Source organism: Paludisphaera sp., from assembly GCF_037189885.1.
Lineage (GTDB): Bacteria > Planctomycetota > Planctomycetia > Isosphaerales > Isosphaeraceae > Paludisphaera.
In genome coordinates, this window is the sequence record NZ_JBBCIR010000067.1 from 15,781 (window position 1) to 41,500 (window position 25,720).

Genomic DNA, 25,720 nt, shown 5'->3' on the forward strand with positions numbered 1-25,720 from the left:
GCTCGCTCGGTCGGCTCAGCGCCGGGACGCGGCGTGGCGGGCGATGACGTCGGCGTAGAATTCCAGGGTTCGGGTGATGATGGCGTCGGGCCGGAACTCGCGCCAGGCGCGATCGGCGGCGGCGGCGCCCAGCCTCGCGGCGAGGGACGGGTCGTCCAGCAGGCGATCGAGCGCGCAGGCGAGGGCGTCCGGGTCGCCCGGCGGGACGAGCAGCGCCGACTCCCCGTCCTGGACGATCTCCGGGATCCCGCCGGCGTCGGACGCGACCATCGGCGCGCCGAAGGCTGAGCCTTCCAGCACGGTGTTCGGCAGGTTCTCGTAGCGCGAGGGGATGACGGTCGCCAGCGCCCGGAGCCGGAGCCCGGCGACCTTGTCGGCCGGCACCCTCCCCAGCACCTCGATCCTGTCGGCCGCCGCGGGGGCCTTCGCCGCGATGTAGTCGGGCAGGTTCCAGCTCCGCCCGTCGTCGTCGACGAGGCCGGAATCCAGGCCGGCGAAGATGAGCCGGGCGTCCGGGCGCCGCTCGGCGACTCGGGCGAAGGCGTCGATCATGACGTCGCCCCCCTTGTGGCGGTCGAACCGACCGATGAAGGCGATCGTCCGCCGGTCGGCCCCGTCGAGCCGCCATCGCCGCTCCGCCGGGATCTCCGGCACGGGGCTGGGGATGACCAGGCCGTTCTCCAGCGGGACGCCGTAATACTCCCGCGTCAGCTCCAGCACGTTCCGCGACGGCGCCGTGATCGCGTCGGCGGCCAGGATCCCCTTCAGCTCCTCGGCGATCCGGGCGCGCGACTCGTCGTCCCCGGACCGGCCGTTGGCCGCGCCGTTGATGAACCAGGGGCCGTGCAGCCTGACCACCATGGGGACGGAGAGGAGCGGCTTGACGCGGGCCGCCCACCCGTGCGACTCCTCCATCTGGAGCAGGTTCGCGCCGTGCGCCTCCGAGGCCCGCGTCGCCGCCGCGATGGCGTCCCACGCCCCGCTCTGGCGACCGATGCCGAGCAGCCGCCGCCATCCGGTCGGGGGCGACGGGAGCCTGATCACGGTCGGGTCGCCGGGGCGAGGGGGGCCGACCTGGTGGCTCATGACCACGGGCTGGACGCCCCGGGCGCGCAGGTAGCCGACCATCCGTTCCACGTACGAGGCGATCCCGTTACTGCCGAGGTTCGACGGCCAGAACGGGGTGAGGAAGGCCGGGATCGGCCGGATGTCGTCCCGAGCTTCCATCAAGGCGGAGCGTGATCCTGGCGAGGTCGTCAAAGCCGTCATCCTGTCGCGGGGAGCCAAGTCGGGGGCCTACCCTCCCCCACCGGGGGATTCTAGCAGCAGCCGCCCGCCGTCCACAATACGGGCCGCGCCCCGCGGGTCGTGACGCGCGACGGCCGGCCACGCCGCGCGGCCGGCCCGCTCAGTAGGCGTCCGCGGAGACGACCTCGCCGCCGGCGACGCTCCCCAGCGCCCGCCAGGTCCAGCCGTTGATGGAGTCCTTGACGAAGCGTACGGAGCCGTCGGCCAGCAGCGCGTTGACGCCGCCGGGGTGGTGGCTGCGGGCGGTGACGGCGGCGAAGGTCGGCCGGCCCAGCTTCTCCCGGCTCGACGTGATGTCGACGTCCCGATACATCCCGTCCGGGCCGCCGGGGGTCCGCTTGTTGGGGGGCCAGGCCGTGGTGAAGCCGTTGTGGTGCGAGCCCGATTCGAACCACTGGGTCCGGCCGTCGTCGACCCGGACGGGGCAGCCGCCGGCGTACTCCGGCAGCGCGACGCGGGGGTCGGCGTCGGGCCCGGGGACGTTGTTCGGGTCGCCCAGGCTGAAGGTCGGGCAGTCTCGATAGTACGTCTGGTACGCCTTCCCCTCGGACATCAGCAGCGTGTTGCTCGTGCCGTCGACGAACTCGGCCAGGCTCCGGCTCTGGTTCACGCCGAACGCGACGCGGTTCCTCGTCGGGCCGGAGAGCCCGCCGTAGACGAACCAATCCCCCTGGCAGTAGGCGTAGTTGGCGATCGCCGACGGCGGGGTCGACTGCCGCACCGGCGGCCTGACCTCGCTGGGGCAGACCAGGAACGACACGACGATCCCCGTCGCGGTGTCGTTCGGCGGCGTCTGCATGTCGACGGCGAAGTTGATCGAGTCGAACATCGGCCCCTGCTCGGAGAACGGCAGGATCCGCGCGTGGGCCCCCCAAGAGTTCGTCCACCTCACGGTCGTCCCGCTCCCGGAGATCGTCAGCGTCATGGGCAGGGCGCCGACCGCCGAGACGTAATTCTGGATCGCCAGGCCCATCTGCTTGAGGTTGTTCGTGCACTGGATCCGCCGCGCGGCCTCGCGGGCCGCCTGCACGGCGGGGAGCAGCAGCGCGATCAGGACCGCGATGATCGCGATCACCACCAGCAATTCGATCAACGTGAATCCGCGCGGGCGTCTCATGTCCGGGTGCCTCGGGGCCTGAAGGGCTGTTCGGAGGCCCGGCCCCTGGGGCAACCCGCGCGCCGTCGATCGTCGACGACGCATCAAGCGACATCGCATGAATTTAGGACTTGGGTCGTGGAGACCCCCGAGGCGCGCGTGGCGGTTTTTCGGCCACGCGCGGCGGGAAGCCCGCCGACCGCGCCCCGCTCAACGCAGGACTTCCTTGAGGCCCCGCAGGATGTAGCGGTTCTCGGAGCGGGTTCGGGAGGCGACCCGGACGAAGCGGCCGGGTTCGAGCCCCTTCTTGTCGTCGCAGGCGCGGGTGTAGATGCCGCGGCGGACCAGCAGCCGGCAGACCAGGTCCTCGGCCGTCATGTCGTCGCGGCGCAGCTCCAGCAGGGCGAAGTTGGCGTGCGTCGGGTAGACGTGGACCCCCGGCAGGCGCGTCAGGGCCTTGAAGAACCGCCGCGAGTGCCGGACGTAGTGGACCCGCTTGCGCTCGTAGTCGGACTGGAACTCGGGCCGGGAGTAGAGGTCGAAGAAGTACTCGGCCAGCCCCGACGAGTTCCACAGGTAGCCGGTGTCCAGGAGCGCCTTCACCCGCCCCGGCGACATCACGGCGTAGCCGGCGCGGATGCCGGCGACGCCGAAGTCCTTGGACATGCTCTTGACGACCATCAGGTTCGGGAACCGCTCCACCTCGCGCGTCAGGGTGAAGTAGTCGAACCCCTCCCCCTCGCAGGCGAAGTGGATGAAGCTCTCGTCGACCAGGACGTTGGGGACGTCGCGCAGCTCCTCCAGCATCGCGAGGAGCCTGGCGTGGGGGATGTAGCCGCCGTCGGGGTTGTTGGGGTTGATGAGGACGACGGTGTCCGGCCGCTCCCGGCGCACCGTCCGGAGGTACTCACCGACGTCGAAGTGGAACTCGTCCTCCTTGCGGAGGACGTGGTGGACGACGCGGGTGTCAGGCCGGGCGAACTCGTAGTAGGGGGAGAAGGTCGGCAGGTTGACGAGGATCTTCTCGCCGGTGAAGCGGTGGAGGATGGCCTGGATGATCTCGATGGCGCCGTTGCCGATGAACAGCCGCTCGGTCGGCAGGCCCAGGGCGCCCGCCAGCTTCCCCGCGATCACGCGGTTCTGCGACGGGTAGAACTCCAGCAGCTTGCGGAGCCGCCCCGGCCGGATCACCTCGCGATAGAGGTGGTCCAGGAACAGCTCGGTGGCGTAGGGGTTGGACAGGAAGCAGGCGTCGACCCGCATCCGCAGCTCGGGGATCATCTTCAGGATGGTCGGCGCGCTGGGGGAGTGCGAGCCGGCCTCGCTCTTGAGCCGCTTGAGGCGATCGGCGAGCCCTTGCTCGCGGCGGGTGAGCGGGCCCCGCCGGATGACGGTCCGCATGTGGGCTTCCAGCCAGCGGGCGGAGCCCCCGAGGTCGATCCCCCTGGGCCTGCCCAACTTGAGACGATCAGGCGTCCGACCGATCACGTCCACCTCGGTTCATATGTGGCGGGCGCTCGTCGACGGGCGCGGCCGACGAGCCGGGGAGCGGGATCGACGACGCCCCGACGATGTTCCGGAGGGGAACGGCATCGCCCCACCGAATATCGTAGCGCCCCGCGCCCCGCTCATCAAGCGCGTGGCCCCCCCCTTTCCCGCGCGGCTTCGCCGGCCCGGCCGGTGGCGGAGGCTTGCGGGGGGCGGGCCTTTCGGCGTAAGTGGAGGGGCGTCGGGCCCGTACCGCCACCCAGACCCCGGGGATACTCAACGATGATGCTTCCGCTCGCGCGATTCTCGATGGCACTCGCGACGCTGCTGGGCGTCGCCCTCGCGGCGCCGGCCGCGGAGGGGCCCCTCCGCGCCGGCGCCGCGGCGCGGGACGTCACGCCGTTCCTGGACGACCCGATCGTCGGCAATTTCACCACGCCGCCGGCCAGTTACGTCCACGACCCGCTGCACGCGCGGGCGCTCGTGCTGGACGACGGCGAGACGAAGCTCGCCTTCGTGATCGTCGACAGCGTGGGCGTCTCGCGCGGGGTGTTCGACGCGGCCCGCGCGCTCATCGTGGAGAAGACGGGGATCCCGGCGGGGAACATCCTGGCCGCGGCCACGCACACGCACTCGGCCACCAGCGGGCGGTCGAAGGACCCGTTCGGCGTCGACGACCCGCCGACCGAGTATCAGCGGTTCCTGACGCTTCGGATCGCCGACGCCGTCCGACTGGCGGCGGGGAACCTCGCGCCGGCGGAGGTCGGCTGGGGCTCGATCGAGGCGCCGGAGCACTTGTTCAACCGTCGATGGCTGCTCAAGCCGGGCGAGACCGTCCCGTCGCCGTACGGCGGTGAGGAACTCGCGCTGATGAACCCCGGCCGGAACCCCAAGATCGACCGCCCCGCCGGGCCGACCGACCCGAAGGCCTCCTTCCTGGCGGTGCGGACCCCAGACGGCCGCCCGGTCGCGCTGCTGGCGAACTACTCGCTGCACTACGTCGGCGGGGTGCCGTCCGGGCACGTCTCGGCGGACTACTTCGGCATCTTCGCCCGCCGGATCGGCGAACTGCTGGGCGCCGACCCGCTGCAAGACCCGCCGTTCGTGGGGTTCATGACCAACGGCACCAGCGGCGACGTGAACAACATCGACGTGAAGGGGACGCCCCCCGCGAAGCCCCACGCCCCCTACGAGAAGATGACGATTGTCGCCGAGGACCTGGCCGCCCGGGTGGCGAAGGCGTATGAAGGCGTGGAGTTCCGCCCGAAGCTCAAGCTCGCCGCCGCGAGCCGGGAGCTGGCGCTGAAGCGACGGCGGCCGACGCCCGAGCAGGTCGCCCACGCCCGCGAGGTCCTGGCCAAGCCCGAGGGCGCCCCGCAACACCACGGCCTGGAGCGGATCTTCGCCGAGCGGACGCTGATGCTGGTCGACACCCCCGAGGAGGCCTCGGTGATGCTCGAGGCGTTCCGGATCGGCGACCTCGGCGTCGCCGCGATCCCGTTCGAGGTCTTCACGGAGACCGGCCTGGAGATCAGGGAGCGGAGCCCGTTCCCGTCGACCTTCACCATCGAGCTGGCCAACGGCTCGTACGGCTACCTCCCCACCCCGCGGCACTTCGAGCTGGGCGGCTACGAGACCTGGCTGGGCGTCAACCGCGTCGAGCCCCAGGCGTCCGAGAAGATCGTCGCCACGCTCATGGAGCTGTTCTCCGAACTGAAGGACTGACGGGGGCAGGCCGGCGGAGAGCGCCGGATCGCAATCCAAAAACATGATCCGCGTTCTCTCCCCCGGGCTTCGCGCGGGGGGGGGGAACACTCGGCGAGCGCGGCGGAGGCTGTCCCTCTTAATTAACAGCACTCACGAATCGAAAAGCTCCTGCCTTGGGAGAACCGACGGGAATCGTCCGGAGCGGCGAGGGCGATGGGTACCAGGATCAACTTGCTTCTCGACCATGATCTGGCCGACCCCCGGGATGTGAGGGAAATCCTCACGAGGCTCGACGCCACGACCGAAGCGACGGTGGCGGTGAGCGAATATTGGCTGGCGTCGGAGCCGGACAATTACCGGCCCCCACAAAGGTCGTGGGTGGCCATCCCGGAATCCCCTCGGCGCCCAGGCCCGCGATGCTTCGACGGTCCGGGGAACCTGTTGCTGAGCGTGACTGCCACGGCGGCGAGGGTCCGCGCGGGGGGCAGGTGGCGGGGCTTCCTCGCCATCGAGCCATTGCGACGGGCGCACCTGCTCGCCTTCCGCGCGATCGCTCGCACGCTCGGGGCTCGCTTCATGTCCCTGCACGCCGATTCGGACGCGGTGGACGAATTCTTCTTGTGCGGGCGATCAGCCTGGGAGTGCGTCGAACGGATGGAGCGGCTGTGGGGACCGCCGCAGGGCAGCGTCGTGCGGATCGAGCCTAGGATCATCGAGGCTGCCGAGCTCTACCTGCCCAGCTCGGTTTGGTTCCTGGAGGACATAAAGGACGAGTCCTAACTCGCTGCTGGCGCGATCCCGGATCCGACGACTTCCGACGACCGCATTCGCTTCCCCTACTGCATTGAGCTACTGAGCTTGCGTTTGGGCCCCCGGCGGGGCGCGGCATGCTGGCGTCCGCTTGGGATTGAGGAACCGATGATGAGAAGACTCCGACGGGCGATCACGGTCGGGATATCGATGCTGGTCGTCGGCGTGCCGGCGACTCGGGGATTCGACGACGGGACGCCCCCCTGGAAGGCCGGCGTGGCGACGGCCGTGATCACGCCCGAGCGGCCGACGATCCTGCTCGGCTACACCAATCGCAACGGGGCGTTCGACGGGGTTGCCGACGACCTGTCGGCCCGCGCGCTGGCCCTTGTGGACGCGAGGGGCCGGCGAGCCGTGATCGTCGCGGCCGACCTGGTCGGCTTCCAGGCGGCGGTCGTCACCGACGCCGTGACGAGCCGGATCGCCGAGCGGACCGGCCTGCCCCCCGAACGGCTGATCTTCAACGCGTCGCACACGCACAACGGGCCGGTCGTCAGCCTGGACCCGCGCCCGGAGCTCAACGTCGCCCACCCGGACATGACGCCCGAGCAGGCGGAGGCGACGGTCGCCTACACCCATCGGCTGCGTGACCAGCTCGTCGACCTGGTGGAGCGGGCCCTGGCCGACCTACGGCCGGCGCGGCTCTCCTGGGGGGTCGGCCGCTCGGACGTCCCCACCAGTCGCCGGCTCCCGAGGCCGGAAGGGGTCGTCATGGCGCCCAACCCGGACGCCCCGGTCGACGACGTGGTCCCCGTCTTGCGGGTCGACTCGCCGGAGGGGAAGCCCCTGGCCGTGGTCTTCGGCTGCGCCTGCCACGCGGTGGCGGCCGGCGTCGGGAACGTGATCAGCGCCGACTACCCCGGCTACGCCCGCGCCGTCGTCGAGGAGCGTCACCCGGGCGCGACGGCCCTGTTCCTGGCCGGCTGCGGCGGCGACGCCAACCCGGAGCCTCGCGGGACGATCGAGCAGGCCCGGACGCACGGCGAGGCGCTGGGCCGCGAGGTCTGCCGGGTCCTCGACGGGCCGCTCGCCCCCGTCGACGGCCCCCTGCAAGTCGCCCACGCGCGGGTCGACCTGCCGCTGCGACAGCTCTCGCGAGCGGAGATCGAGGCCTACCGGGATCGCCCGAACTTCCAGGCGTGGCAGGCCCGGCACATGCTGGAGGTTCTGGACGCGGGCGAGCAACTGCCGACCCGATACACGGCGCCCGTAGCGGTCTGGCGGTTCGGCGACTCCCTGACGCTGGCGGCGCTGCCCGGGGAGCCGGTCGCCGAGTACGCGACGCTGTTGCGCCAGGCCCTCGGCCCGGACAGGCTGTGGATCTCCGGCTACAACAACGACTGCTTCGGCTACCTGCCGACCGCGAAGGTCGTCGCCGAGGGGGGCCACGAGGCGATCGGCGTGACGCTCTGGGCGTGGAGCCGGGACCTGAACCCCATGGTCGGCTTCTTCGAGCCCCGGGTCCAGGACGTCGTCGTCGACGCCGTCCGTCGGCTGGCGGACGAAGCCCGCGCCGAGGCGGAGTAGCGCCCTCCCGCGGGGACATCCATCGGGGTGTTCCCCGCGGAGTCGCCGCGCGTATGATGAACTTCACGGACGCACCGCCCCCATCCTCCACCCGACCCATCGAGACCATGAACGACCCCACCGCCACGCCGGCCGACCCCTCCCCGTACATCCTGGACGCCACGAGCGCCACGTTCGAGGCCGACGTGGTCGAGCGGTCGAAGACCGTGCCGGTCGTGGTCGACGTCTGGGCGACGTGGTGCGGGCCGTGCAAGATGCTGGGCCCGCTGCTGGAGAAGCTGGCGCGCGAGTACGACGGCAAGTTCGTGCTGGCGAAGGTGGACTCCGACCGCGCGCCCGAGGTCGCCGCCAGCCTGCGCGTGCGGTCGATCCCGGCCGTCTTCGGCGTCCGCGACGGCGAGATCCTCGACGCCTTCACCGGCGTCCAGTCCGAGGGCTTCATCCGCCAGTGGCTCGACCGCCTGCTCCCCTCGAAGGCCGAGACGCTCGTCGCCGAGGCCCGCGCGCTGGAGGCGTCCGACCCCGAGGCCGCCGGCGCGAGGTTCTCCGAGGCGCTGACGCTCGACCCCGAGATGGCGGCGGCCCGCGTCGGCCTGGCCCGGCTGGCGCTGGCGACGGGGCGCGTGGACGAGGCCCGGGCGACGGTTTTGGAGCTGGAGCGTCGCGGCTTCCTGGAGCCCGAGGCCGAGAAGCTCAAGGCGGAGCTGGTCCTCAAGGCCCAGTCCGAGGGCGGCACCGACGTCGACGCCGCCCGCGCCGCCGCCGAGGCCGCCCCGCGCGACAAGGCGCTCAAGCTCAAGCTGGCCGAGGCCCTCGCCGCCGCCGCCCGCTACGAGGAGGCGCTGGCGATCGCCCTGGACCTCGTGGAGACCGACCGCAAGGCCACCGGCGAGGAGGCCCGCAAGCTCATGCTCGCCGTCTTCCAGCTCCTCCCCGAGGATTCCGAGCTGGCCTTCGAGTACCGCCGCCGGCTGTCGTTCGCCCTGTGAACCCGACCGAGGCATCCCCATGTCCACGCAAGAGACCCGAGCGTCCGCCAGGGAACTCGTCCGGTCGCGCCATCCTCAGGCGGACGCGGTCTTCCAGAAGCCGATCCACGCCCTCGGACAGCCGACGCCCATATCCGAGGGGGGCTGGGTGGTCTTCTCGGCGCCGACTCTCGGGGCGCAAGTTTTGGGCAGGGGCGCGACGGAGGACGAGGCCTGGTCGGACGCGGCGTCAGCCGCGCGGCCGGGAGCGAAGCGGCCTTCGCTCGGCTTCCGGGATTGGCTGGCGGCCCAGGCCAGCGACCCGGCCGCGGAGGAAGCCCGCCGTGGGGACATCGAGGCGTGGCGGGGCGACGTCTCCGAACTCTGCTCCCAGATCAAGCAATGGCTGGCCGAAGAGGACGCCTTGAGCGTCCTGAAGGTCGACGTGGGAGAGGTCGAGATCCACGAGGAGGGATGGCCTCCGTACAGCGTCGCGGTGATGCGGATCGGCCTGGCGCCCGGCCGCTTCGTCCACCTTCGGCCGATCGGGAGGAACGTCGTCGGGAGCATCGGCGGCTTCGGCCGGGAAGGGTTCCGCTCCGAGGGACGGGTCGATATGAGCGGCGCTTTCGGGCGGTTCGAACTCCATAGGGCCTTCTCGGACGCGAGCCGATTCTGGCTGATGGTCGACGACGGCGGCGGCGTCCGCGCGTGGAACAAGGAGAACTTCCAGGCGGCGCTCCAGGACTTGTTCTCGTGAACGATCTGGAAGACGCCTGGCGGTGGTACGGGGACGCCCTCGCCTCGTTGCGGAGGATGGAACGGATCGGCGAAAAGTGGTGGGATCACCTCTCCTGGGAGAGTCCACCCTGGAAGGGCGACCGGCATTTCTTCGAACTTGAGAAGGAATCCGTCGTCGCCTCGGCCGCCAACGGACGCGGGCATCTGGACGACATCGCCGTGGTCGTCCTGTTCTCGGTGTTCGAGGCGACCGTCCGGCGGGCCGTCCTGGATCAGATCGCCCTGGAGGAGGGGGGGCTTCGCCATCGATCCATCGTCGACGCGATCCAGGCGGCCAAGGACCGCATCCGCGAGGGGAGCTTCTTCGCCGTCCTGGAGCCGTTCAAGCCGCTCGACGCCGCCTTGATCGAGGAAGTGAACCAGGTTCGCCGCTTCCGCAACTGGGTCTCCCACGGCAAGCGCGGGGAGCAGCCGGCGGTCGTGAGCCCCAGGGTCGCCTACGACCGCCTGAACCGATGCCTCCCCCTACTGGTTTCGCCCCCGAACGACGAAGCGTCCACGGAGCCCTCCCGATGACCGCCAGGCCGAACGACGACAATCGCATCAAGATCGCCCCGTCCATCCTCTCGGCCGACCTGTCGCGGCTCGCGGAGCAGGTGAAGGAGGTGGAGGCGGCCGGGGCCGACCGGATCCACGTCGACGTGATGGACGGGCGGTTCGTCCCCAACATCACGTTCGGGCCGGTGCTGGTGAAGTCCCTGCGGCCCGCCACCACGCTGCCGCTGGAAACCCACCTGATGATCCACGACCCGGACGCCTTCCTCGAAGCTTTCGCCGAGGCCGGCTCCACGTCGCTGATCGTCCACGTCGAGGGGGCCCTCCACCTGCACCGCACGGTCCAGCGCATCAAGGGGCTGGGCCTGGGGGCCGGCGTGGCGATCAACCCGGCGACCCCCGCGGCGATGCTGGACGAGATCCTCCCCGACCTGGACGTCGTGCTGGTGATGACCGTCAACCCCGGATTCGGCGGCCAGACGTTCATCCGTCGGACGCTATCGAAGGTCCGCGAGGTCCGCCACATGATCGACGAGGTGAACCCCGGCTGCGAGCTGGAGGTCGACGGCGGCGTCGACCCGACGACGGCCCCCGAGCTGGTCGAGGCCGGGGCTCGCGTGCTCGTCGCCGGCTCGTCCGTCTACGGCGCGGCCGACGGCCCCACCGCCGGCATGGCCCGCCTGGCCCGATCCCTGGGACTCTGACCGCGAGGCGCCCCGTGAACGACGAGATCGAGGAGCTGTGCGACCTGGGCGTGGACCTCGCCGACGCGGGGAGCTACGCCAAGGCCCTGGAAGCCTACGAGTCCGCCTGGGCCCTGCTCGGCGAGCCGGCCGACGAACAGGAAGGGTCGGCGTGGATCCTGGGGAACATCGGCTACACCCGGTTCCTCCAGGGGGATTACGCCGCCGGCCGCGACGACCTGGCGCGCGCCCTGACCCTCCCCGGCGGCGACGCCAACGCGTTCCTCCACCTCCGCCTCGGCCAGTGCCTCCACGAACTCGGCGACCTCGCCCGCGCCGGCGAGCAATTCCGCCTCGCCTTCGCCATCGAGGGGGAGGCCGTCTTCATCGACGAGGATCCCAAGTATCGCGCCCTGATCGATTGACGGCCCAGAGGTTCGACGGGAGCCGCTTCGGCCCGCGGGTGACGCGCCGGGTATGGAGTCCGCGCCCGTCTGGAGCCTTAGGGCCCGGGAAAAGCGATCACTTCAGGCGGTCCGCCCCGCGCGACAACTACCTTCTAAATTTTCTTAGCGATTCAAGCGCCTTGCCGCCAGGATTCGTAAATTCAACGGCGACCAAAGAACCATCACTGCTGATTCCAAGGCTTATTTCTTTGCCAGCTTCGATCGCCGTGACGGGAGGCGAATCGAATTCGATCAAGATGGAATGAATGCGCGTCACGGAGATTGAATAAACCATGTTGGATTCGAAAATACGACGCAAGGAATTTGAAGCGGCTCCTCTCGTTGTCGAGCACCTGTTTAGGTCGATGTCGAAGTACGGGTATCCACTGATGTGGTCGATGCTCCTGTCGCGGAGAGACGTTCCATTGATATCAACCGGAAGCGGATACGTCAAATTGAACGCCGCCAGCATCCCGCCGTTCGGCCTCGATAATTCAACACAAAGAAGATGTCCAAAGCTCGTCTCGATGCGCCATTCATCTATCGGGGGTTGCGGAACAAGCACGCCTTCAGGAACACAGCAAGTGTTGACAGTGGCTCCAACGACGCATCCAGACTCGTGCCAAGACGAGGTACAAGTCACGACCCTATCTACCGCCCTGCATAAGATCATTATCCTGCCTCGCCTGGATGGTAGGACGACACGCATGGTAGTCGGCCCGAATACCACCTCTCAAGTTCCACGGGCGGGTCGACGCAAACATGAATCCAATGTCGGCCCCCATGCTTAAGGCACGGAAACCAGCCGGCATTGGAGCGAAACTCGTGTTCTTCGTCATGGTTTTACTTAGCACGAATGCTTTTCAATTATTCTACATAGCCTCTTCTTATTTCCCCCTGGCCCCGGCCACGGCGGCGTTCATGAGCTTGCGCCACACGCGAAAGATGGCCGCGGTCTCGGCGGCCGTGGCGAGCGGGCGGACGGTGGAGGAGTCGAAGTCTCGATAGATTGGCGCGGCGAGCGCGGGGTCGTACTCCGGGTTGGGCTCGTTGCGCTGCGCGCCGACCGACTTCCGCCAGGCGTCGAGCCGCGCCCGCATGTCGCGGGCCCGCGCGGGCTGCTCGGCGGCGAGGTCGCGACGCTCGCCGGGGTCGGCGGCGAGGTCGTACAGCTCAAGCCGGCCGTCCTCGTAATTCTCGATGAGCTTCCAGTCCCCCTCGCGGAGCGAGCCGGCGGGGCGGCTCCCCTGGTTGGTGTAGTGCGGGAAGTGGAACGCGAACGGCCTCGGCGCCGGCGCGGGGCCGCCCCGAAGTCGCCCGGCGATGCTCACTCCCTCAAGGCCCGGCTCGGCCGGCGCGGGGCCGCCGCATAGCTCCATGAGGGTCGGGGTGAAGTCCATGTTGACGGTCGGGTCGTCGATCGTCGCGGCGGGGATTCGGCCCGGCCACGAGACGATCAGCGGGACGCGCAGGCCCCCCTCGTACAGATACCCCTTGCCGGCGCGGAAGGGGGTGTTGTGGGTGGGGACGTCCCCCACCTCCAGGACGTGCAGCCCGCCGTTGTCCGACGTGAAGACGACGATCGTGTTCTCCGACAGGCCGTTCCGCTCGAGCGCGTCGAGGATCATGCCGACGGTGTCGTCCATGGTCTCCATCATCGCGGCGTAGGTCGGGTGGAAGGCGTCGCGGTTCTTCTCCACCAGCTCGGGCCGGGCGGTCAGGGCGACGTGCGGCGTGTTATGGGCGACGTACAGGAAGAACGGGCCGTCCTTGCGGCTCTCCAGGAACTTGATCGCCTCGCGGGTGATCGCGTACTCGCTCTTGCCCCCCTCGTCGGCCGAGGGCTTCGAGTCCCCCGGGGGCGTGAAAACCTCGTCGAACCCCTGATCCCCCGGCCTCGACCCCCGGCCGTTCCCGAGGTGCCACTTGCCGAACATCCCCGTCGCGTAGCCCATCGCCTTGAACCGCTCGGCGAGCGTGACCTCCGACGACGGCAACCCCTGGGCGATGTCCGGGTGCAGCAGCTTCTGCGACGGCGCGTCCGGGCGGCCGGGGAGGAAGGTCGTCAGGTGTAGCCGCGCCGGCGACTTCCCCGTCATCAGCGCCGCCCGCGACGCCGAACAGATCGACAGCCCGCAATACGCCGACGTGAACCGCGCCCCGCTCGCCGCCAACGCGTCGAGCCGGGGCGTCGCGTGCTCCTCCCGGCCGTAACCGCCCAGGTCGTTGATCCCCAGGTCGTCCGCCAGGATGAACACCACGTTGGGGCGATCGGCCCCCCGGGCGGCCGGGATCAGCAGGGCCAGGGCCGCGAGGGCGGCGAACGTTCGGCGCGCGAGCATGGGCGTCCTCCGGGAGCGAGACCGGGATATCGACCGCGGCCGACGATTCTACACCGACCGGCCTTCGAAAGGACGGCGGCCCCGGATGCCTTGTCTCATCCGGGGCCGTCGTCGACCAGGACGGTCGGGGGAAGTGAAGCGGAAGCGCCATGACGCGGGGAGCGCCGGTCGCCTCCGGGGAGGGACCCGCGAAGAGGCACCACTCAAACCTCGCGGGAAGATTCGAGACTGAGATTCAGTCTCATTGACTCGAAGTATAGGCGGGCGGTTGGCCCGGATCAAGGGTGCAAACGGGATTTTTCACAAGGCAGGCTGTAAAAAATCCAGCGGCTCGCGCGTCCGCCGGACCAGCCGCCGCAAATGCTTTCGCGAACGGGATTTCGTCGAAGGCCTCAATCTCCGACTCCCGCGAGGGGAGTCGGAGATTGAGACGGCTCGACTCGTTGATACGCTCCCCCGGGGCTTCAACTTACTCCGCGGGCCAGCGGTAGGACTTCGCGCCGTTGGGGCGGAGGCGCATCCAGCGGCCGTCGAAGGTGGGGGCGACGCGGGGGGACGAGCCGCCATCGGCGCGGATGTCGGACGGCTTGCCGAATCGGGTCGTGTCGAGTTGCAGCGAGAAGGCCCGATCGCGGGGGACGAGGTGGGCGACCCATTCGCGGCCGACCTTGCGGATCGAGACGCCGCCGTCGGTCTTGACCGGGCCGAAGTCGACGACCTTGTTCTCGATGTTGAGGTTGGCGAGCGACGCCGCGCCGCGGTCGGTCTCCGCGGGCTTCTCGGGCGTGAACCGGATCGTCCGGCCGCCGTCGGAGACGTGGATCACGCCCATGAGATTGCGGCCGGTCCCGTCGGTCGGCCCCTCCAGCGCCGCGCGGCCCGTCTCGGGGGCGTGCAGGCCGATCGTCCAGGCGTAATCGCCGTCGGGGAGGCCGTCCGGGACGCGGATCTCGTACGGGCCGTCCTCGACGGTCGAGCCGGCCTTCCAGCGGCTGATGGGCGTCTTCAGGGGGTGGTCCTGCTGGAACAGGATGTCGTCGTCCCCCGCGCCCGGCTTGCCGAAGTGGACGAAGGTCATGTAGTCGCGCCGCACCGGCCCGCGGACCTTCCAGGCGTAGCGCGCGGCGAACGTCCGCGGCCCCGTCTGGCGGAACGTCGCGGTCGGCTCCACGCGGGCCACGCCCGAGAAGTCCCAGTCCACGGCGGATCGCGCGTTGGCCATGAAGGCGTCGGGCGTGTCGACCGAGTCGGTCACGATCCCGCCGCGCAGGGTCGTGCCGACGGAGAAGCCCTCGGCGCGGGCGATCCAGCCGAAGCGCGGCAGTTCGACCCCTTCCGTCCTCATCGTCTCGGCGGACTGATTGACCACGACGGTCAGGCCGCCGTCGTAGCGGACGCGGACGCGGTTCCAGGCGTCGGCCGTGGGGACGCCCGAGCGGACCACGGCGGAGGCGTCCATCCACTCCCCGCCCAGTTCGTACTGGATCGCGATGACCGGGGCCGTGGCGAGCCGCTTCGTCACCGGGGCCATGAGGTTGTATTCCAGCCAGGCCAGCGGCACCGACGCCCACGCCGAGCCGCTCAGGAACCCGGCGTGGCCGAACGCGACCTCCTGGGCCCGATACTGGTCCAGCACCGCCACCGGCGGCGGCGACCCGCCGGGCACGCGGGACTTGTCCCACCATCGCTCGTAGTAGCCCATGCCGTGGTTGAGCTGGAGCGGGTGGATCTTCAGCAGGTCGAAGTCGACGAACAGCGGGGCGTCGAGCCCGGCGTTGCTCGGCCAGCCGGAGCCGAACTGGGCCTCCACGCCGTCGAGCAGGCCGCTCCAGTACCAGTGGTTGTTCCCCTCGCCGAGCACCGGCCCGCCGTGGACCTCCCGCAGGTATCGCCAGGTCTCGACGTGCGCCTGTCGCACGCGCTGGAACTTGCCCGCGCCGTCGACCCCCGCCTCCTGGTCGACGTGGAACCAGGGGGGGACCGACGAGTTCACGTCGAGGAACGAGCTGTCGGTGTCGTACCGGCGGTGGATCTCGGGCGATTGCGTCCTCGCCAGGTCGAGCATGACCGTCGGCTTGATCGCGAACGACTGGATCTTGTTGCCGGGGTGGAACCAGGCGAGCTGGCGCTTGCCCTCGGAGTCTCGCGCGATGTGCTTTTCGTCGAAGCCCTCGAAGTTCGGGTAGTAGTCGACGTAATTCTCGTGCAGCGCGACGAGGTAGCCGAGCCGCTTTCCGGCCGCCTTGAGCGCCCGCATGCCGGGCTCGCCCCCCTTGTCCTCGGCGGCGGGGTAATGGGCGGGGAGGGCGTTGTCGTAGCCGCTTCGCTGCCAGTCGTGGACGATAACCGCCAGGTCGCGCAGGCCGGCGTCGTGCAGGGCCTCCAACTTCCTCGCGATGTCGGCGTAGCGCCCGCCCCAGATGTCGAGCACCACGCGGCCGGCCATGTCCTCGATGTGGGGCGAGGGCGGGTTTGGGATGTTCGGCATGACCTCCTGGATCGTCCACGCGGCCGAGTAGAGGAAGCGCTCGGCGGGGGCGTTGCGCGACCCGTCGGTGAGCGCAAGGTAGTCGGCGCGGGAGTTCTCATGGCGGGAGGCGAGCGAGGTCGTCCAGTCGACCTGGCTGGAGACGAACAGATCCTCGGCGGGGAGATAGGTGATCCGACCGCCGCTGTAATACGGGGTCGGCACGTCCCGGCGAGACGGCGTGGGGCCCCACGAGCCGCCATCGACCCGCGCGACGACCGGCCGGTCGACCGTCACGTCGAGGGCCAGGCTCCGGCCGACGATGGAGCCCTTCACGCGGAGCGTGGCGGCCTGGCCGCCGACGTCGAACGCGCGGACGAGGACGGGCGAATCGTCCGCTTCCCATCGGGCCTCCCCCGCGGTCGCCGGGGCGGTCCATGCGACGCGCGCCGTGGTGGCGAGCGGGACCTTGACGGCCTCCCCCTCGCGGTCGGCCTCCAGGACGATCGAGCCGAACGCGCCGGGCTCGGTGAGCTCGGACGCCTCGGCGCCGGGGGTGGTCGGGAGGGCCCAGCGGAAGGCGAACGCGCCGAGGGAGTCGGTCGAGCGGAGGACGAAGGCGTCGCCGTCGCGGCGGATCTCCACCTTCGCCGGCGAGGTCGCGGGGGGGGCCAGGCCCCTCCCCTCGCGCGAGGCCAGGCCGCGGAACGCGACGGCCGGCGCCGCCGGGCGGACCTTGCGCGTGGGCTCGTAACCGTCGAGGACGATCGAGCGGCCGGCCCACAGGGCGAAGTCGAAGCTGGCGTCGTCCTTCGGGCCGGGGTCGGTCTCGAACCGGACGACGACGGCCTTTCCCGCGTCCTTCGTCAGGTCGAATTCGAACGGCTTCCAGTCGGCGTCGGTTCGAAGCTCGTCGAGTAGCGTCCGGCCGTCCAGCGCGACCCGGAAGCGGACGCCGTCGGACTTGCCGACGCCATCCTCGCGAAGCGCCGTCGCCCCCTTCAGGACGATCCGCCCCGCGCGGGGGAGTTGGAGGTGGAACTCCTGGAACGCGGTCCCCGTGCCGCCGCGCCACGGGCAATGGTGGAGCACGGCTTCCCGGCCGTTGCGCAGTCCGTCGCCGATCAGCGCGACGCCGGCTCGCTCATCGAACTGGCCCGACCAGCCGACGGGGAAATCGACCTCGGGCTTGCCCCGGTAGGCGAACCCGACGCGGTAGATCCCCACGTCGTCCAGGTTCCACGTCGGCCCGTCAGGCGCGACCAGGAGCGGGTCGGACGGAGCCGCCCCCAGGCCGAGAATCGCCAGCCCCGCGATCAGAATCCGCATGCTCGTCATCGATCCCTCCCGCCGGCGTGGGGCCTCCATCGGCCCTCGCGCTGTCTGACTCCCTTATAGGCCACCCGGCGTACCGGGGCCACCCGGCGGAATCCTCCGGAGGCGCGAGGAATCGGCCCGCCTGTTGCGTATGGGGTGAGCCATCCGGGGCCTAGCCGCGAGTTCGCCGACGGAGGACCTCCCGGGTCCACGGCGGACTCCGACGCGCCGAGCCGGGCGGCCCGCGCGACCCGGCGGAATTATGCGACGCGCCGCCCGCCCCGCGCCCTAGGTTGGCAAGGGGCCGGTGACGACTCCGGTCCGGTCGGCAGCGTCCCCGGCGGGGGGAGGTCGCGCGAACCTTTCGCGCGGATGGTGACTCGATAAAGGGGGCCGCTCTCGCGGACGAGGGGCCCGACGGGCAAGGAAGGGGGGCAGCCGAGATGCGTCAGATCGCCGATCTCGCCGTCTGGGTGGGGATGATCGGGCTCGCCGTTGGGGTGATCCATTACGCGCCGGTCGTCGCGGAGTACGTCACGGCCGAGCCCAAGCCCCGCTTCGCCCCGATCCCCGCCGAGGCGAGGGCCTACCCCGCCATCTCCCGCCTCCCCCACGTGGCCGGGGAGTGGCACGCCGCCCGTTGACCGCCGACCGCCGACCGCGCGACGAGGGTCGTCGCGCGGGACGGGCGGGCTTCGGCGCGGGCCGGCCGCGTCAACCTTCGACGCGGACTCCGGCCCCCTTGAGGGCCTCCAGTTGGGGGCCGCGGACGTCGTCCGGCAGCGGATTGCCGTCGAGGTAAAGTCGCAGGTAGGGGGCGAATGACCGGGCGCCCTCGGCGTCGGCCTTCGCCGCGTCGACCAGGGGCGCTAGATTCTTGATCTGGTTGCGCTCGATCATCAGGAGCTTCAGGTCGGGCTGCTTGGTCAGGGGCCGGACGTCCTCGACCTGGTTGTCACGCAGGTCGAGCGTCGACAGCTTCGTCAGCTTCTCGATCGGCCCGACGTCCTTGATCTTGTTCCCGCCCAGGCCCAGCGAGGCCAGCCGTTCCAGCGACGCGAGCGGCCCCACGTCCTCGATCTGGTTGCCCCCCAGGTACAGCGCGCTCAGCTCGGTCAGCCCGGCGAGCGGGGCCACGTCGACCACCTGATTTTTGGAGAGTTCGAGATACTGCAAGCCCTTGAGCCCGGCCAGCGGGGAGACGTCGGCGATCTGGTTCCCGGCCAGATCCAGCGACTGCAGGTTCGCCAGGCCCTTCAAGGGGTTCAGGTCGGCGATCTGGTTATTGGAAAGGCGCAGGAGGCCGAGGTTCTTGCACTTCTCCAGCCCGGCGAGATCCTTGATGTCCTTGCCGACGGCCTCCAGGATGTAGACGTCCCGCAGCTTCTCGTCGGTGAGCTCGACGTTCGGCTCGTGCTTCAAGACCGCTCGGACCGCCGCCTCCAGGTTCTTGTCCGGGAACGGCCCGTCCGCCCTGGCGGTCGCCGTCGCCGTCGCCAGCATGACCGAGAGAACCGCGCCGGCCCGCCACATCCCCTGTCCCGCCATCGTCGATCGTCCTCCATCGGCTTCGGATGTCCCGGGCCCGCGACAGCCGGGCCCCTGGTCTCGTCCCCTTCGAGGATACGCGACCCCGCGCCCGTGCGACAGATGTTGCGCATCGGGCGGGGGGACGAAGGGGCCCGGCCGATGACCTTGGCCGGGACGACCGAAACGCCGATATCGTCCCCACTCCTCCCGGGAGAAGGGACGCGCGTTCGCATGGCGCGACGCGCCGACGCCCCGATCCGCGTCCGTCAGCGCAGGATCTGGTAATACCGGCCCACGCCCGGCGAGGCGTTCGACATCGCCGGCCACGTCCAACGGTCGTAGGCGTGGCCATAGGCCTGGCCGCGGAAGGAGAAGACGTCGGTGGGGCCGTAGGGGACGTAGGTCCGCGCCGGGGCCGGGAAGTCGATGTAGTAGCTGTAGTGGTGGGCGGGCCTCGCGAGCCCGGCGCCGTCGACGATCGCGCCGTCGACCGTGCCCGCGATCGGGCCGCCGACGATCGGGCCGCCGACGACCGGGCCGTCGACGACCGAACCGTGGACGACCGAACCCGCCGCGCCCTGGCAAGGGCATGGCGCCCCCGCGAATTCCTGCGCCGAGGCCGCCGGCAGGCTCAGGCCCGCGACCGCCGCGACGATCCACGAAATCCTCGACATTTGCAGACTCTCCTGGTGTCGTACTCGTTGCGAGGGGGAGACACTCCACCTTGCCCATGCAGCAGGGATGCCGCATGGCCCGCATTTCACCAGGTATACCGTAGGACGCGCCGAGGGGCCACGGGCGGGGGGCGCGCGAAAAACGGCGGTGCCTCGCGAGGAGGGCCGCCGCGGCGATGGTCCGGCGACGCGGGTGGGCGGATCAGGGCGTGGCCTTCGACTCATCCTTGGCCTGGCCCTTGGGGGGGCCGGCGGGGCGTCCCTGCTTCTTGGTCTTCGCGAAGTTCTGGTAGGCCTGGGCCTGGCTCCGGGATTCCTGCTCGTTGATGGGGGAGGCCTGCTCGCCGTCTCCGGCGGAGCCGTCGCAGCCGGCGAGGGCGATCGCGACGGAGGAGGCGAGGGCGAGGGACAGGGCCTTGATGGGGCGCGAGGCGGGCATGAGCGTCCTCATTTCGGGTACGGATTGGTGATCGGCCATGAGCACGCCCCCCGCGCCTGCGCGGCGCGGGGGGCTCGACGTGGTCAGTAGCTGTCGGACCCGATGGTCTCGCCGATGTCGCGGGTACCCAGGGCGTACCAGGTGGGCCGGGCGATCGAGTCCTTGATGAAGCGGACCGAGCCGTCGGCGAACAGGGCGTTCACGCCCCCGGAGTGGGCGCTCTGCGCGCCGACCGACCACGACTGGTCCAGTCCGCAGTCGGGGCAGCCGAACTGGCAGGAGCCGAACTGATACTGGCTGTCGTTGGGCGTCTGGATCGTCTGGAACAGCGAGTACCCCCGCGCGCCGAAGGACCAGAGCTGCCCCTTGTTGGAGGCGATGTTCTGGTTGTTCTTGAACGCCGTGGCGCAGTTCTGGAGGCCGGTGAGGATCAGGTCGGGGCGCCGGGCCGCGTTGAACATCACGATGCCGGGGTCCGTGACGCCGCGGGTGCTGTTGCCGCGGTAGGTGTTGCCCGCGCCCTCCTTGCCGGTCAGCGACTCCGAATAGGCGATCGTGTTCGACGACCCGTCGGTGATGTCGGCCAGGCCGTACGTCATGAAGTAGGTGAAGACGCCGGTCGAGCCGCTCGGCCGGCAGTTGGGGTTGATGCCCCCCCAGCAGTCGATCGTCATGAAGTCGGTCGTCGTCCCGACCGAGGCGTAGTAATTGTTGATGTTCGGCCGGCCGGCGTTCGGGTCGGACGGGCAGAGGAACGCGGCCAGCCTCGTGTTGGCGACCGTGCTGTTGATCTGGTAGCAGGGGTCGCCGTAGGGGTTGACCCCCCACGAGAAGTTCGCCGCGGCGTAGAGCGCCGACTGCTCCAGGTACGGCAGGAGCAGGGCGTTAGCGCCCCACGACGCCCAGACCAGGTCGCTGTCCCCCGGCCAGTCCTTGGCGTTCTTGGACGCCCCCTGCGGGAACGTCCCGGAGGTGCTGTGGTAGTTGTGCATCCCCAGGCCGATCTGCTTCAGGTTGTTGACGCATTGCGACCGTCGCGCCGCCTCGCGCGCCGCCTGGACTGCGGGGAGGAGCAGGGCGATCAGGACCGCGATGATCGCGATCACCACCAACAGCTCGATCAGGGTGAAACCGCGCATGGGGCGTCGGAGCATGAGAGGAACTCCCCAGAATACGACGATGAGCATTGAAGAAGTGTGCGGGCGGGGTCGCGCGACCGGGGGCCGGGACGACGACGGGACGGAGCAATCCCGGCGACGTGATCCGAACGGTTCGGGAATCCACCCGGAGCGAGGATAGACCGCCGTCCCGCCGCGGAGATAGTCCGAAACGCGCAAAAAAGCATCGCGATCGCGCAAGGCCTCGGCCCGAGGGGGTCGACGAGGCGGGCGCGGCCGGGCGTCGTCGCCGTGACGGCGGGGTTCCGGCGGGTGTCCGGGGGGTTTAGAATCGCGGTCCCCGGGCCGCTCCGGGGACGACCCCCGACGACAGCGAGGCTGGAATGACCCGAAATCCCCGGCGCGCGTCGCCCTCGACCCTGTCCCTCTGGTGCCTCATGACGACGATCGCCGCCACGGCGGCCGGCGCGGCCGAGCCGGTCCGCTACGTTGCGCGCTTCCCCGCCCCCCAGACGCATTACGTCGAGGTGGAAGCCCGGATCCCGGCCGCCGGCAAGGCCGAGGTCGAGCTGATGCTGCCCGTCTGGACCCCCGGCTCGTACCTCGTCCGCGAGTACGCCGGCAAGGTCGAGGGCTTCGCCGCGAGGAAGCCCGACGGAGCGGCGCTGGAGTGGTCCAAGAGCCGGAAGAACCGCTGGAAGGTCGCGACCGGCGGCGCCGAAGAGGTCGTGGCGACGTACCGCGTCTACGGCCGGACGATGGCCGTTCAGTCCAACTGGATCGACTCGTCGTTCGCCATGCTCCAGGGGGCGGCCACCTTCATGACCCCGGCCGACGGCCTCGCCAGGCCCCACGAGGTCGTCGTCGAGCCGGCCCCCGGCTGGGCCCGGACCATTACCGGGCTCCCCGACGCCCCCGCCGGCGCCCCCCACCATTACGTCGCGGCCGACTACGACACGCTGGTCGACAGCCCCATCTACGCCGGCAGCCCCGCGGTGTACGAGTTCGAGGTCGACGGCGTCCCCCATCTCCTCGTCAACGAAGGGGAGGCCGGGATCTGGGACGGCCCGCGATCGGCCAGGGACGTGGAGGCGATCGTCCGGACGCAGAAGGGGTTCTGGGGCCACCTGCCCTACGACCGTTACGTCTTCTTCAACATCCTGGGGGAGACCGGCGGGGGGCTGGAGCACAAGAACTCCACCGTGCTGATGGCCAGCCGATGGGCCACGCGGACGCGCCCCAGCTACCTCTCGTGGCTGTACCTCGCCTCGCACGAGTTCTTCCACACCTGGAACGTCAAGCGACTGCGGCCGGTGGAACTCGGCCCGTTCGACTACGAGAACGAGGTCCACACCCCCAGCCTCTGGGTCGCCGAGGGGATCACCAGCTACTACGACCGCCTGATGGTCCGCCGGGCCGGCCTGTGCGGCGTCGCGGAGTTCCTGGCCGGCGACCCCCCGACGCCCGGCGAGGACCGCACGATCAACGACATCGAGCGGGTGCAGACCACGCCGGGGCGGCTGGTCCAGCCGCTGGCCGAGTCGTCCCAGGACACCTGGATCAAGTTCTACCGCCGCGACGAGAACACGCCGAACGTCCAGATCAGCTATTACGTCAAGGGGGCCGTCGTCGCCTTCATGCTGGACGCCAGGATCCGCAAGGCGACCGACGGCGCGAAATCGCTCGACGACGTGATGCGACTGGCCTACGGGCGCTACTCGGGCGAGCGGGGCTTCACGGCCGAGGAGTTCGAGCAGACCGCCGCCGAGGTCGCGGGCGTCGACCTGTCCGACTTCTTCCACCGCGCCCTGCGCACCACCGACGAGCTGGACTACTCCGAGATATGCGAGTGGTTCGGCCTGCGGTTCGCCAAGGACAAGCCCGAGAAGAAGCCCGAGCCCGGCAAGGAGGAGAAGCCCCCCAAGGCGTGGCTCGGCGCGACCACCAAGGTCGAGGACGGCCGGCTCGTCGTCTCCCAGGTGAAGCGCGACACCCCGGCGTTCGAGGCCGGCCTCAACGTCGGCGACGAGATCCTCGGCTTCGACGAGGACCGCGTCCCGGCCGGCCAGTGGTCGAAGCGGCTGGAGGCCTTTCGCCCCGGTGACAAGGTCTCCCTCCTCATCGCCCGCCGCGACCGCTTCCAGCGCCTGGACCTGACCTTCGCCCAGGAGCCCGCCCGGGACTGGGTGCTGGAGCTGAACCCGGACTCCACCGACGCCCAGAAGGCCCGTCGCAAGGCGTGGCTGGGCGAGTGATCCGCTCGCCTCGGTAAACTCGCGTTTACCATCCCGCGGATTCCATCTACACTCCCGGCCGATCGCCCCCGTGACATCATCATGTCGGGGGAGGTCGACCAGGGAGGGACGTCCATGATGCGGCCGGGATGGGTGATCGCGTTCGGGATCGTGGCCGCCTGGGGCGTCGTCGCCCCGTCGCGGGCGGAGGCTTCGGCGTACTACACCCCGACCTACGTCGGCACCCCGGGAGAGGTCGGCAACGTCCCGATCGCCGACGGGATGGTGAGCAACCAGGCGACGGGGACTTCGCACGCCTTCCTCCAGAGCACGCGCGACCGATTGGGCTCGCTACCGTCCGGCTACTTCGACGGGCTGCCGACGAACCAGGTGAGGCAGGGAGCCACCCGGCCCGTCCTCAATACGTACACGATGCGACCGGTCGCGGTGAACGGCTCGGGGATCGTCCTCGGCACCATCCCGATACACGCCAGCTCGGACCCCTGGCGGAACCCCGCTCTCGGCTACGCGGTGAAGCAGGCCGACGGCGGCTTCTCGCCGTTTCGCCAGCTCGCCTTCCATGGCGAATACTACGAGTTCCCCCAACTGAGCGAATCGGGCCAGATCCTCATCAACCGGGCGGGGTCGGGCGGCATGGGAGGCGGCTCGATGCTCCACGACGTGGCGACCGGCGTGGAGACCGCGATTCGCGACCTGATCCCGCCCGAGCTGCTGGCGCGGTATGGCAATTCGGTCTATGCGCTGGGGATCGATGATCGCGGGGATCTGCTGGTCCATCTCTCCGGAGCCGAGCCGTCCGGTGGCGGTGTCTTGATCCTGACCCCGCCGGGCCTCGACGCCCCCGCGGCCGTCCCCGAGCCCTCGGGCGCGTGGCTCGCCGCCGCGGCGATCGCCGGGCTGGCCTTCCGGGCCCGGCGTCGTCGCGACGGTTAGCGATCCGCGGGTGCCTGTCGGCGGCCGACGGCGTCGGCGATGACCGGGCCGGCCTTGGGCTGGTAGGCGTTGTAGTCCTCGCCCAGCAGCGCGGCCAGGGTCGCGGCGACCTGATTCTGGTCGGCGCTTCCCAGCGAGGTCTCGCCCCGGGCGGGGGTGTCGGGGCCGAGGATGCCGACCCACATCCGGTCGGCCCCCGGAACCTCCGCGCCGTGCGACTTCCACCCGGTCGGCGCGTCGCCGCGGCCGTGGTCCGTGGTGAGGATCAGCGTGGTGGCGTCCTTGTACTCGGGCATCGACTGGAGGGTCTCCCACAGCCGCGCGACGTACTGGTCGAACTTGTGTGCCGAGTCCAGGTAGTTGTCGTAACGGCCCGCGTGGGCGAAGTCGTCGGTCTCGCCCAGGCCGATGAACAGGACTCGCGGCTTCTCGCGACGCAGGTACTCCAGGGCGCCATGGAACGTGAAGGCGTCATACCCGACGCCCGCCCAGAGGCGATGGACGTCGGCCTTGACCTCGTCCAGCATCTTCTCGCGGGGGGAGAGTTCCTCGCCCCCGAGGGGCTCCCAGGCGGAGACGACCTTCATCCCGCTCCGCTCGCGATTGAGGATGAACGGGAAGACGTCCCAGGAGGCGAAGGCCGCCACCTTTCCCCGGTACTCGGGCCTGGAGTTCAGCCACTCCAGGACGTTGACGTTGGGGTTCGGGAACTTGTCGTTGCTGTCGATGCGGGGGTCGGCGAACCCGGTGAAGACCTCGCTGTAGCCGGGGTACGAGAAGTTCTTGCCGTTGGTCACGCGCGAGCCCTCCCCTCCCTCGCCGTACAGCCTCCCTTGGGCCGCGACGACGTTGGTCATGAAGGGCAAGAGCACCTCGCGGCGGGCTTCCGGGGTGTCGCGGTCGAACCGGGCCTTCAGGCCGCCGACGTCGGCGACGCCCCCGGCCTCCTTGTTGAGCAGCGCCCGGTCGGCCCCGCCGAAGACTTCCTGCCAGCGCAGGCCGTCGGTCATGACGACGACGACGTTGCGGGTCCTGGGGGCGGGCCCCGTCGGGGAGTCCTCCGCGCGGGCCTGGACGGCCGCGACGGCGAGAGCCAGGGCGGCGATGAGGATGCGGTTCGGCTTCATGGCGGGCGGGTCCTCGGGGCGGGTTGATGGGAGGCGGGCGGCCCCGCGCGACGTCGCGGGCGGGCCGAAGCGGTTCATTGAAACCGATGGCCGGGGGGGTCGCAACCCGCCGGCGCGGCGACCTCGCGCGGTGGGTTCGTTCGCGCGCCGCCGTCACCCCCACGATTCGCGCAAATCTCCATTCCTTCA

22 protein-coding genes are annotated in these 25,720 nt (G+C 70.2%); 11 read left to right on the forward strand and 11 right to left on the reverse strand.

Translation table 11 applies throughout. The annotated features are described in order from the left end of the window. Positions 1 to 15 precede the first annotated feature (15 nt). The 3 genes from WG209_RS18530 to WG209_RS18540 all read right to left on the reverse strand — a co-directional run bounded on the left by WG209_RS18530 (position 16) and on the right by WG209_RS18540 (position 3,892). The gene (locus tag WG209_RS18530; RefSeq protein ID WP_337176623.1) at positions 16 to 1,227 is read right to left on the reverse strand and encodes a glycosyltransferase family 4 protein; all 1,212 of its coding nucleotides are present in this window, start codon (positions 1,225 to 1,227) and stop codon (positions 16 to 18) included. A 181-nt stretch (positions 1,228 to 1,408) separates the two neighbouring features. Next, entirely contained in the window at positions 1,409 to 2,425 is a 1,017-nt protein-coding gene (locus tag WG209_RS18535) for a DUF1559 domain-containing protein (RefSeq protein ID WP_337176568.1), read from the reverse strand. A gap of 189 nt (positions 2,426 to 2,614) precedes the next feature. After that, positions 2,615 to 3,892: a histidinol-phosphate transaminase gene (locus WG209_RS18540; RefSeq protein WP_337176569.1), complete on the reverse strand. Its 1,278-nt coding sequence runs from the start codon at positions 3,890 to 3,892 to the stop codon at positions 2,615 to 2,617. 282 nt (positions 3,893 to 4,174) lie between these two features. Between WG209_RS18540 and WG209_RS18545 the strand changes: the two genes are divergently transcribed. The 8 genes from WG209_RS18545 (at position 4,175) to WG209_RS18580 (ending at position 11,308) form a co-directional block, all read left to right on the forward strand. Then, on the forward strand, positions 4,175 to 5,617 hold the full coding sequence (locus WG209_RS18545) for a hypothetical protein (RefSeq protein WP_337176570.1): 1,443 nt from the start codon (positions 4,175 to 4,177) through the stop codon (positions 5,615 to 5,617). A 195-nt stretch (positions 5,618 to 5,812) separates the two neighbouring features. After that, complete coding sequence (locus WG209_RS18550; RefSeq protein WP_337176571.1) at positions 5,813 to 6,379, forward strand: hypothetical protein; 567 nt, start codon at positions 5,813 to 5,815, stop codon at positions 6,377 to 6,379. Positions 6,380 to 6,520: 141 nt separating this feature from the next. Next, positions 6,521 to 7,936, forward strand: a complete 1,416-nt coding sequence (locus WG209_RS18555; protein WP_337176572.1) for a hypothetical protein — start codon at positions 6,521 to 6,523, stop codon at positions 7,934 to 7,936. Between the two features lie 107 nt (positions 7,937 to 8,043). Further along, positions 8,044 to 8,925, forward strand: coding sequence for a tetratricopeptide repeat protein (locus WG209_RS18560; protein ID WP_337176573.1), 882 nt, complete (start codon positions 8,044 to 8,046; stop codon positions 8,923 to 8,925). Between the two features lie 19 nt (positions 8,926 to 8,944). Beyond that, positions 8,945 to 9,664: a hypothetical protein gene (locus tag WG209_RS18565; RefSeq protein WP_337176574.1), complete on the forward strand. Its 720-nt coding sequence runs from the start codon at positions 8,945 to 8,947 to the stop codon at positions 9,662 to 9,664. Further along, the gene (locus tag WG209_RS18570; protein WP_337176575.1) at positions 9,661 to 10,221 is read left to right on the forward strand and encodes a hypothetical protein; all 561 of its coding nucleotides are present in this window, start codon (positions 9,661 to 9,663) and stop codon (positions 10,219 to 10,221) included. The genes WG209_RS18565 and WG209_RS18570 overlap by 4 nt, the downstream gene beginning before the upstream one ends. Beyond that, positions 10,218 to 10,904: a ribulose-phosphate 3-epimerase gene (rpe, locus tag WG209_RS18575; RefSeq protein ID WP_337176576.1), complete on the forward strand. Its 687-nt coding sequence runs from the start codon at positions 10,218 to 10,220 to the stop codon at positions 10,902 to 10,904. The genes WG209_RS18570 and rpe overlap by 4 nt, the downstream gene beginning before the upstream one ends. 14 nt (positions 10,905 to 10,918) lie before the next feature. Then, positions 10,919 to 11,308 carry a tetratricopeptide repeat protein gene (locus WG209_RS18580; RefSeq protein ID WP_337176577.1) on the forward strand — a complete coding sequence of 130 codons (390 nt, stop codon included), beginning with the start codon at positions 10,919 to 10,921 and terminating at the stop codon, positions 11,306 to 11,308. Between the two features lie 127 nt (positions 11,309 to 11,435). On the opposite strand, the gene WG209_RS18585 is transcribed toward WG209_RS18580, so the two are convergent. From WG209_RS18585 to WG209_RS18595, 3 genes are all read right to left on the reverse strand, one after another. Further along, positions 11,436 to 11,801: a hypothetical protein gene (locus WG209_RS18585; RefSeq protein ID WP_337176578.1), complete on the reverse strand. Its 366-nt coding sequence runs from the start codon at positions 11,799 to 11,801 to the stop codon at positions 11,436 to 11,438. 415 nt (positions 11,802 to 12,216) lie between these two features. Continuing rightward, the gene (locus WG209_RS18590; RefSeq protein WP_337176579.1) at positions 12,217 to 13,671 is read right to left on the reverse strand and encodes a sulfatase; all 1,455 of its coding nucleotides are present in this window, start codon (positions 13,669 to 13,671) and stop codon (positions 12,217 to 12,219) included. 469 nt (positions 13,672 to 14,140) lie between these two features. Beyond that, positions 14,141 to 17,467: a DUF5696 domain-containing protein gene (locus WG209_RS18595; protein WP_337176580.1), complete on the reverse strand. Its 3,327-nt coding sequence runs from the start codon at positions 17,465 to 17,467 to the stop codon at positions 14,141 to 14,143. Between the two features lie 431 nt (positions 17,468 to 17,898). Here WG209_RS18595 and WG209_RS18600 point away from each other — a divergent pair, with 431 nt between their 5' ends. After that, positions 17,899 to 18,099 carry a hypothetical protein gene (locus tag WG209_RS18600; protein ID WP_337176581.1) on the forward strand — a complete coding sequence of 67 codons (201 nt, stop codon included), beginning with the start codon at positions 17,899 to 17,901 and terminating at the stop codon, positions 18,097 to 18,099. A gap of 70 nt (positions 18,100 to 18,169) precedes the next feature. On the opposite strand, the gene WG209_RS18605 is transcribed toward WG209_RS18600, so the two are convergent. The 4 genes from WG209_RS18605 to WG209_RS18620 form a co-directional block, all read right to left on the reverse strand. Then, positions 18,170 to 19,003 carry a leucine-rich repeat domain-containing protein gene (locus WG209_RS18605; protein WP_337176582.1) on the reverse strand — a complete coding sequence of 278 codons (834 nt, stop codon included), beginning with the start codon at positions 19,001 to 19,003 and terminating at the stop codon, positions 18,170 to 18,172. A gap of 248 nt (positions 19,004 to 19,251) precedes the next feature. Then, the gene (locus WG209_RS18610) at positions 19,252 to 19,659 is read right to left on the reverse strand and encodes a hypothetical protein (RefSeq protein WP_337176583.1); all 408 of its coding nucleotides are present in this window, start codon (positions 19,657 to 19,659) and stop codon (positions 19,252 to 19,254) included. Positions 19,660 to 19,861: 202 nt separating this feature from the next. Beyond that, complete coding sequence (locus WG209_RS18615; RefSeq protein ID WP_337176584.1) at positions 19,862 to 20,098, reverse strand: hypothetical protein; 237 nt, start codon at positions 20,096 to 20,098, stop codon at positions 19,862 to 19,864. A gap of 83 nt (positions 20,099 to 20,181) precedes the next feature. After that, positions 20,182 to 21,252 carry a DUF1559 domain-containing protein gene (locus WG209_RS18620; protein ID WP_337176585.1) on the reverse strand — a complete coding sequence of 357 codons (1,071 nt, stop codon included), beginning with the start codon at positions 21,250 to 21,252 and terminating at the stop codon, positions 20,182 to 20,184. A gap of 347 nt (positions 21,253 to 21,599) precedes the next feature. On the opposite strand from WG209_RS18620, the gene WG209_RS18625 reads away from it, so the two are divergent. Both WG209_RS18625 and WG209_RS18630 read left to right on the forward strand, forming a co-directional pair. Continuing rightward, on the forward strand, positions 21,600 to 23,471 hold the full coding sequence (locus WG209_RS18625; RefSeq protein ID WP_337176586.1) for a PDZ domain-containing protein: 1,872 nt from the start codon (positions 21,600 to 21,602) through the stop codon (positions 23,469 to 23,471). A gap of 114 nt (positions 23,472 to 23,585) precedes the next feature. Next, positions 23,586 to 24,404, forward strand: a complete 819-nt coding sequence (locus WG209_RS18630; RefSeq protein ID WP_337176587.1) for a hypothetical protein — start codon at positions 23,586 to 23,588, stop codon at positions 24,402 to 24,404. On the opposite strand, the gene WG209_RS18635 is transcribed toward WG209_RS18630, so the two are convergent. After that, on the reverse strand, positions 24,401 to 25,531 hold the full coding sequence (locus tag WG209_RS18635) for an alkaline phosphatase family protein (RefSeq protein ID WP_337176588.1): 1,131 nt from the start codon (positions 25,529 to 25,531) through the stop codon (positions 24,401 to 24,403). The two genes, WG209_RS18630 and WG209_RS18635, sit on opposite strands and share 4 nt — an antisense overlap. Positions 25,532 to 25,720: the final 189 nt, after the last annotated feature.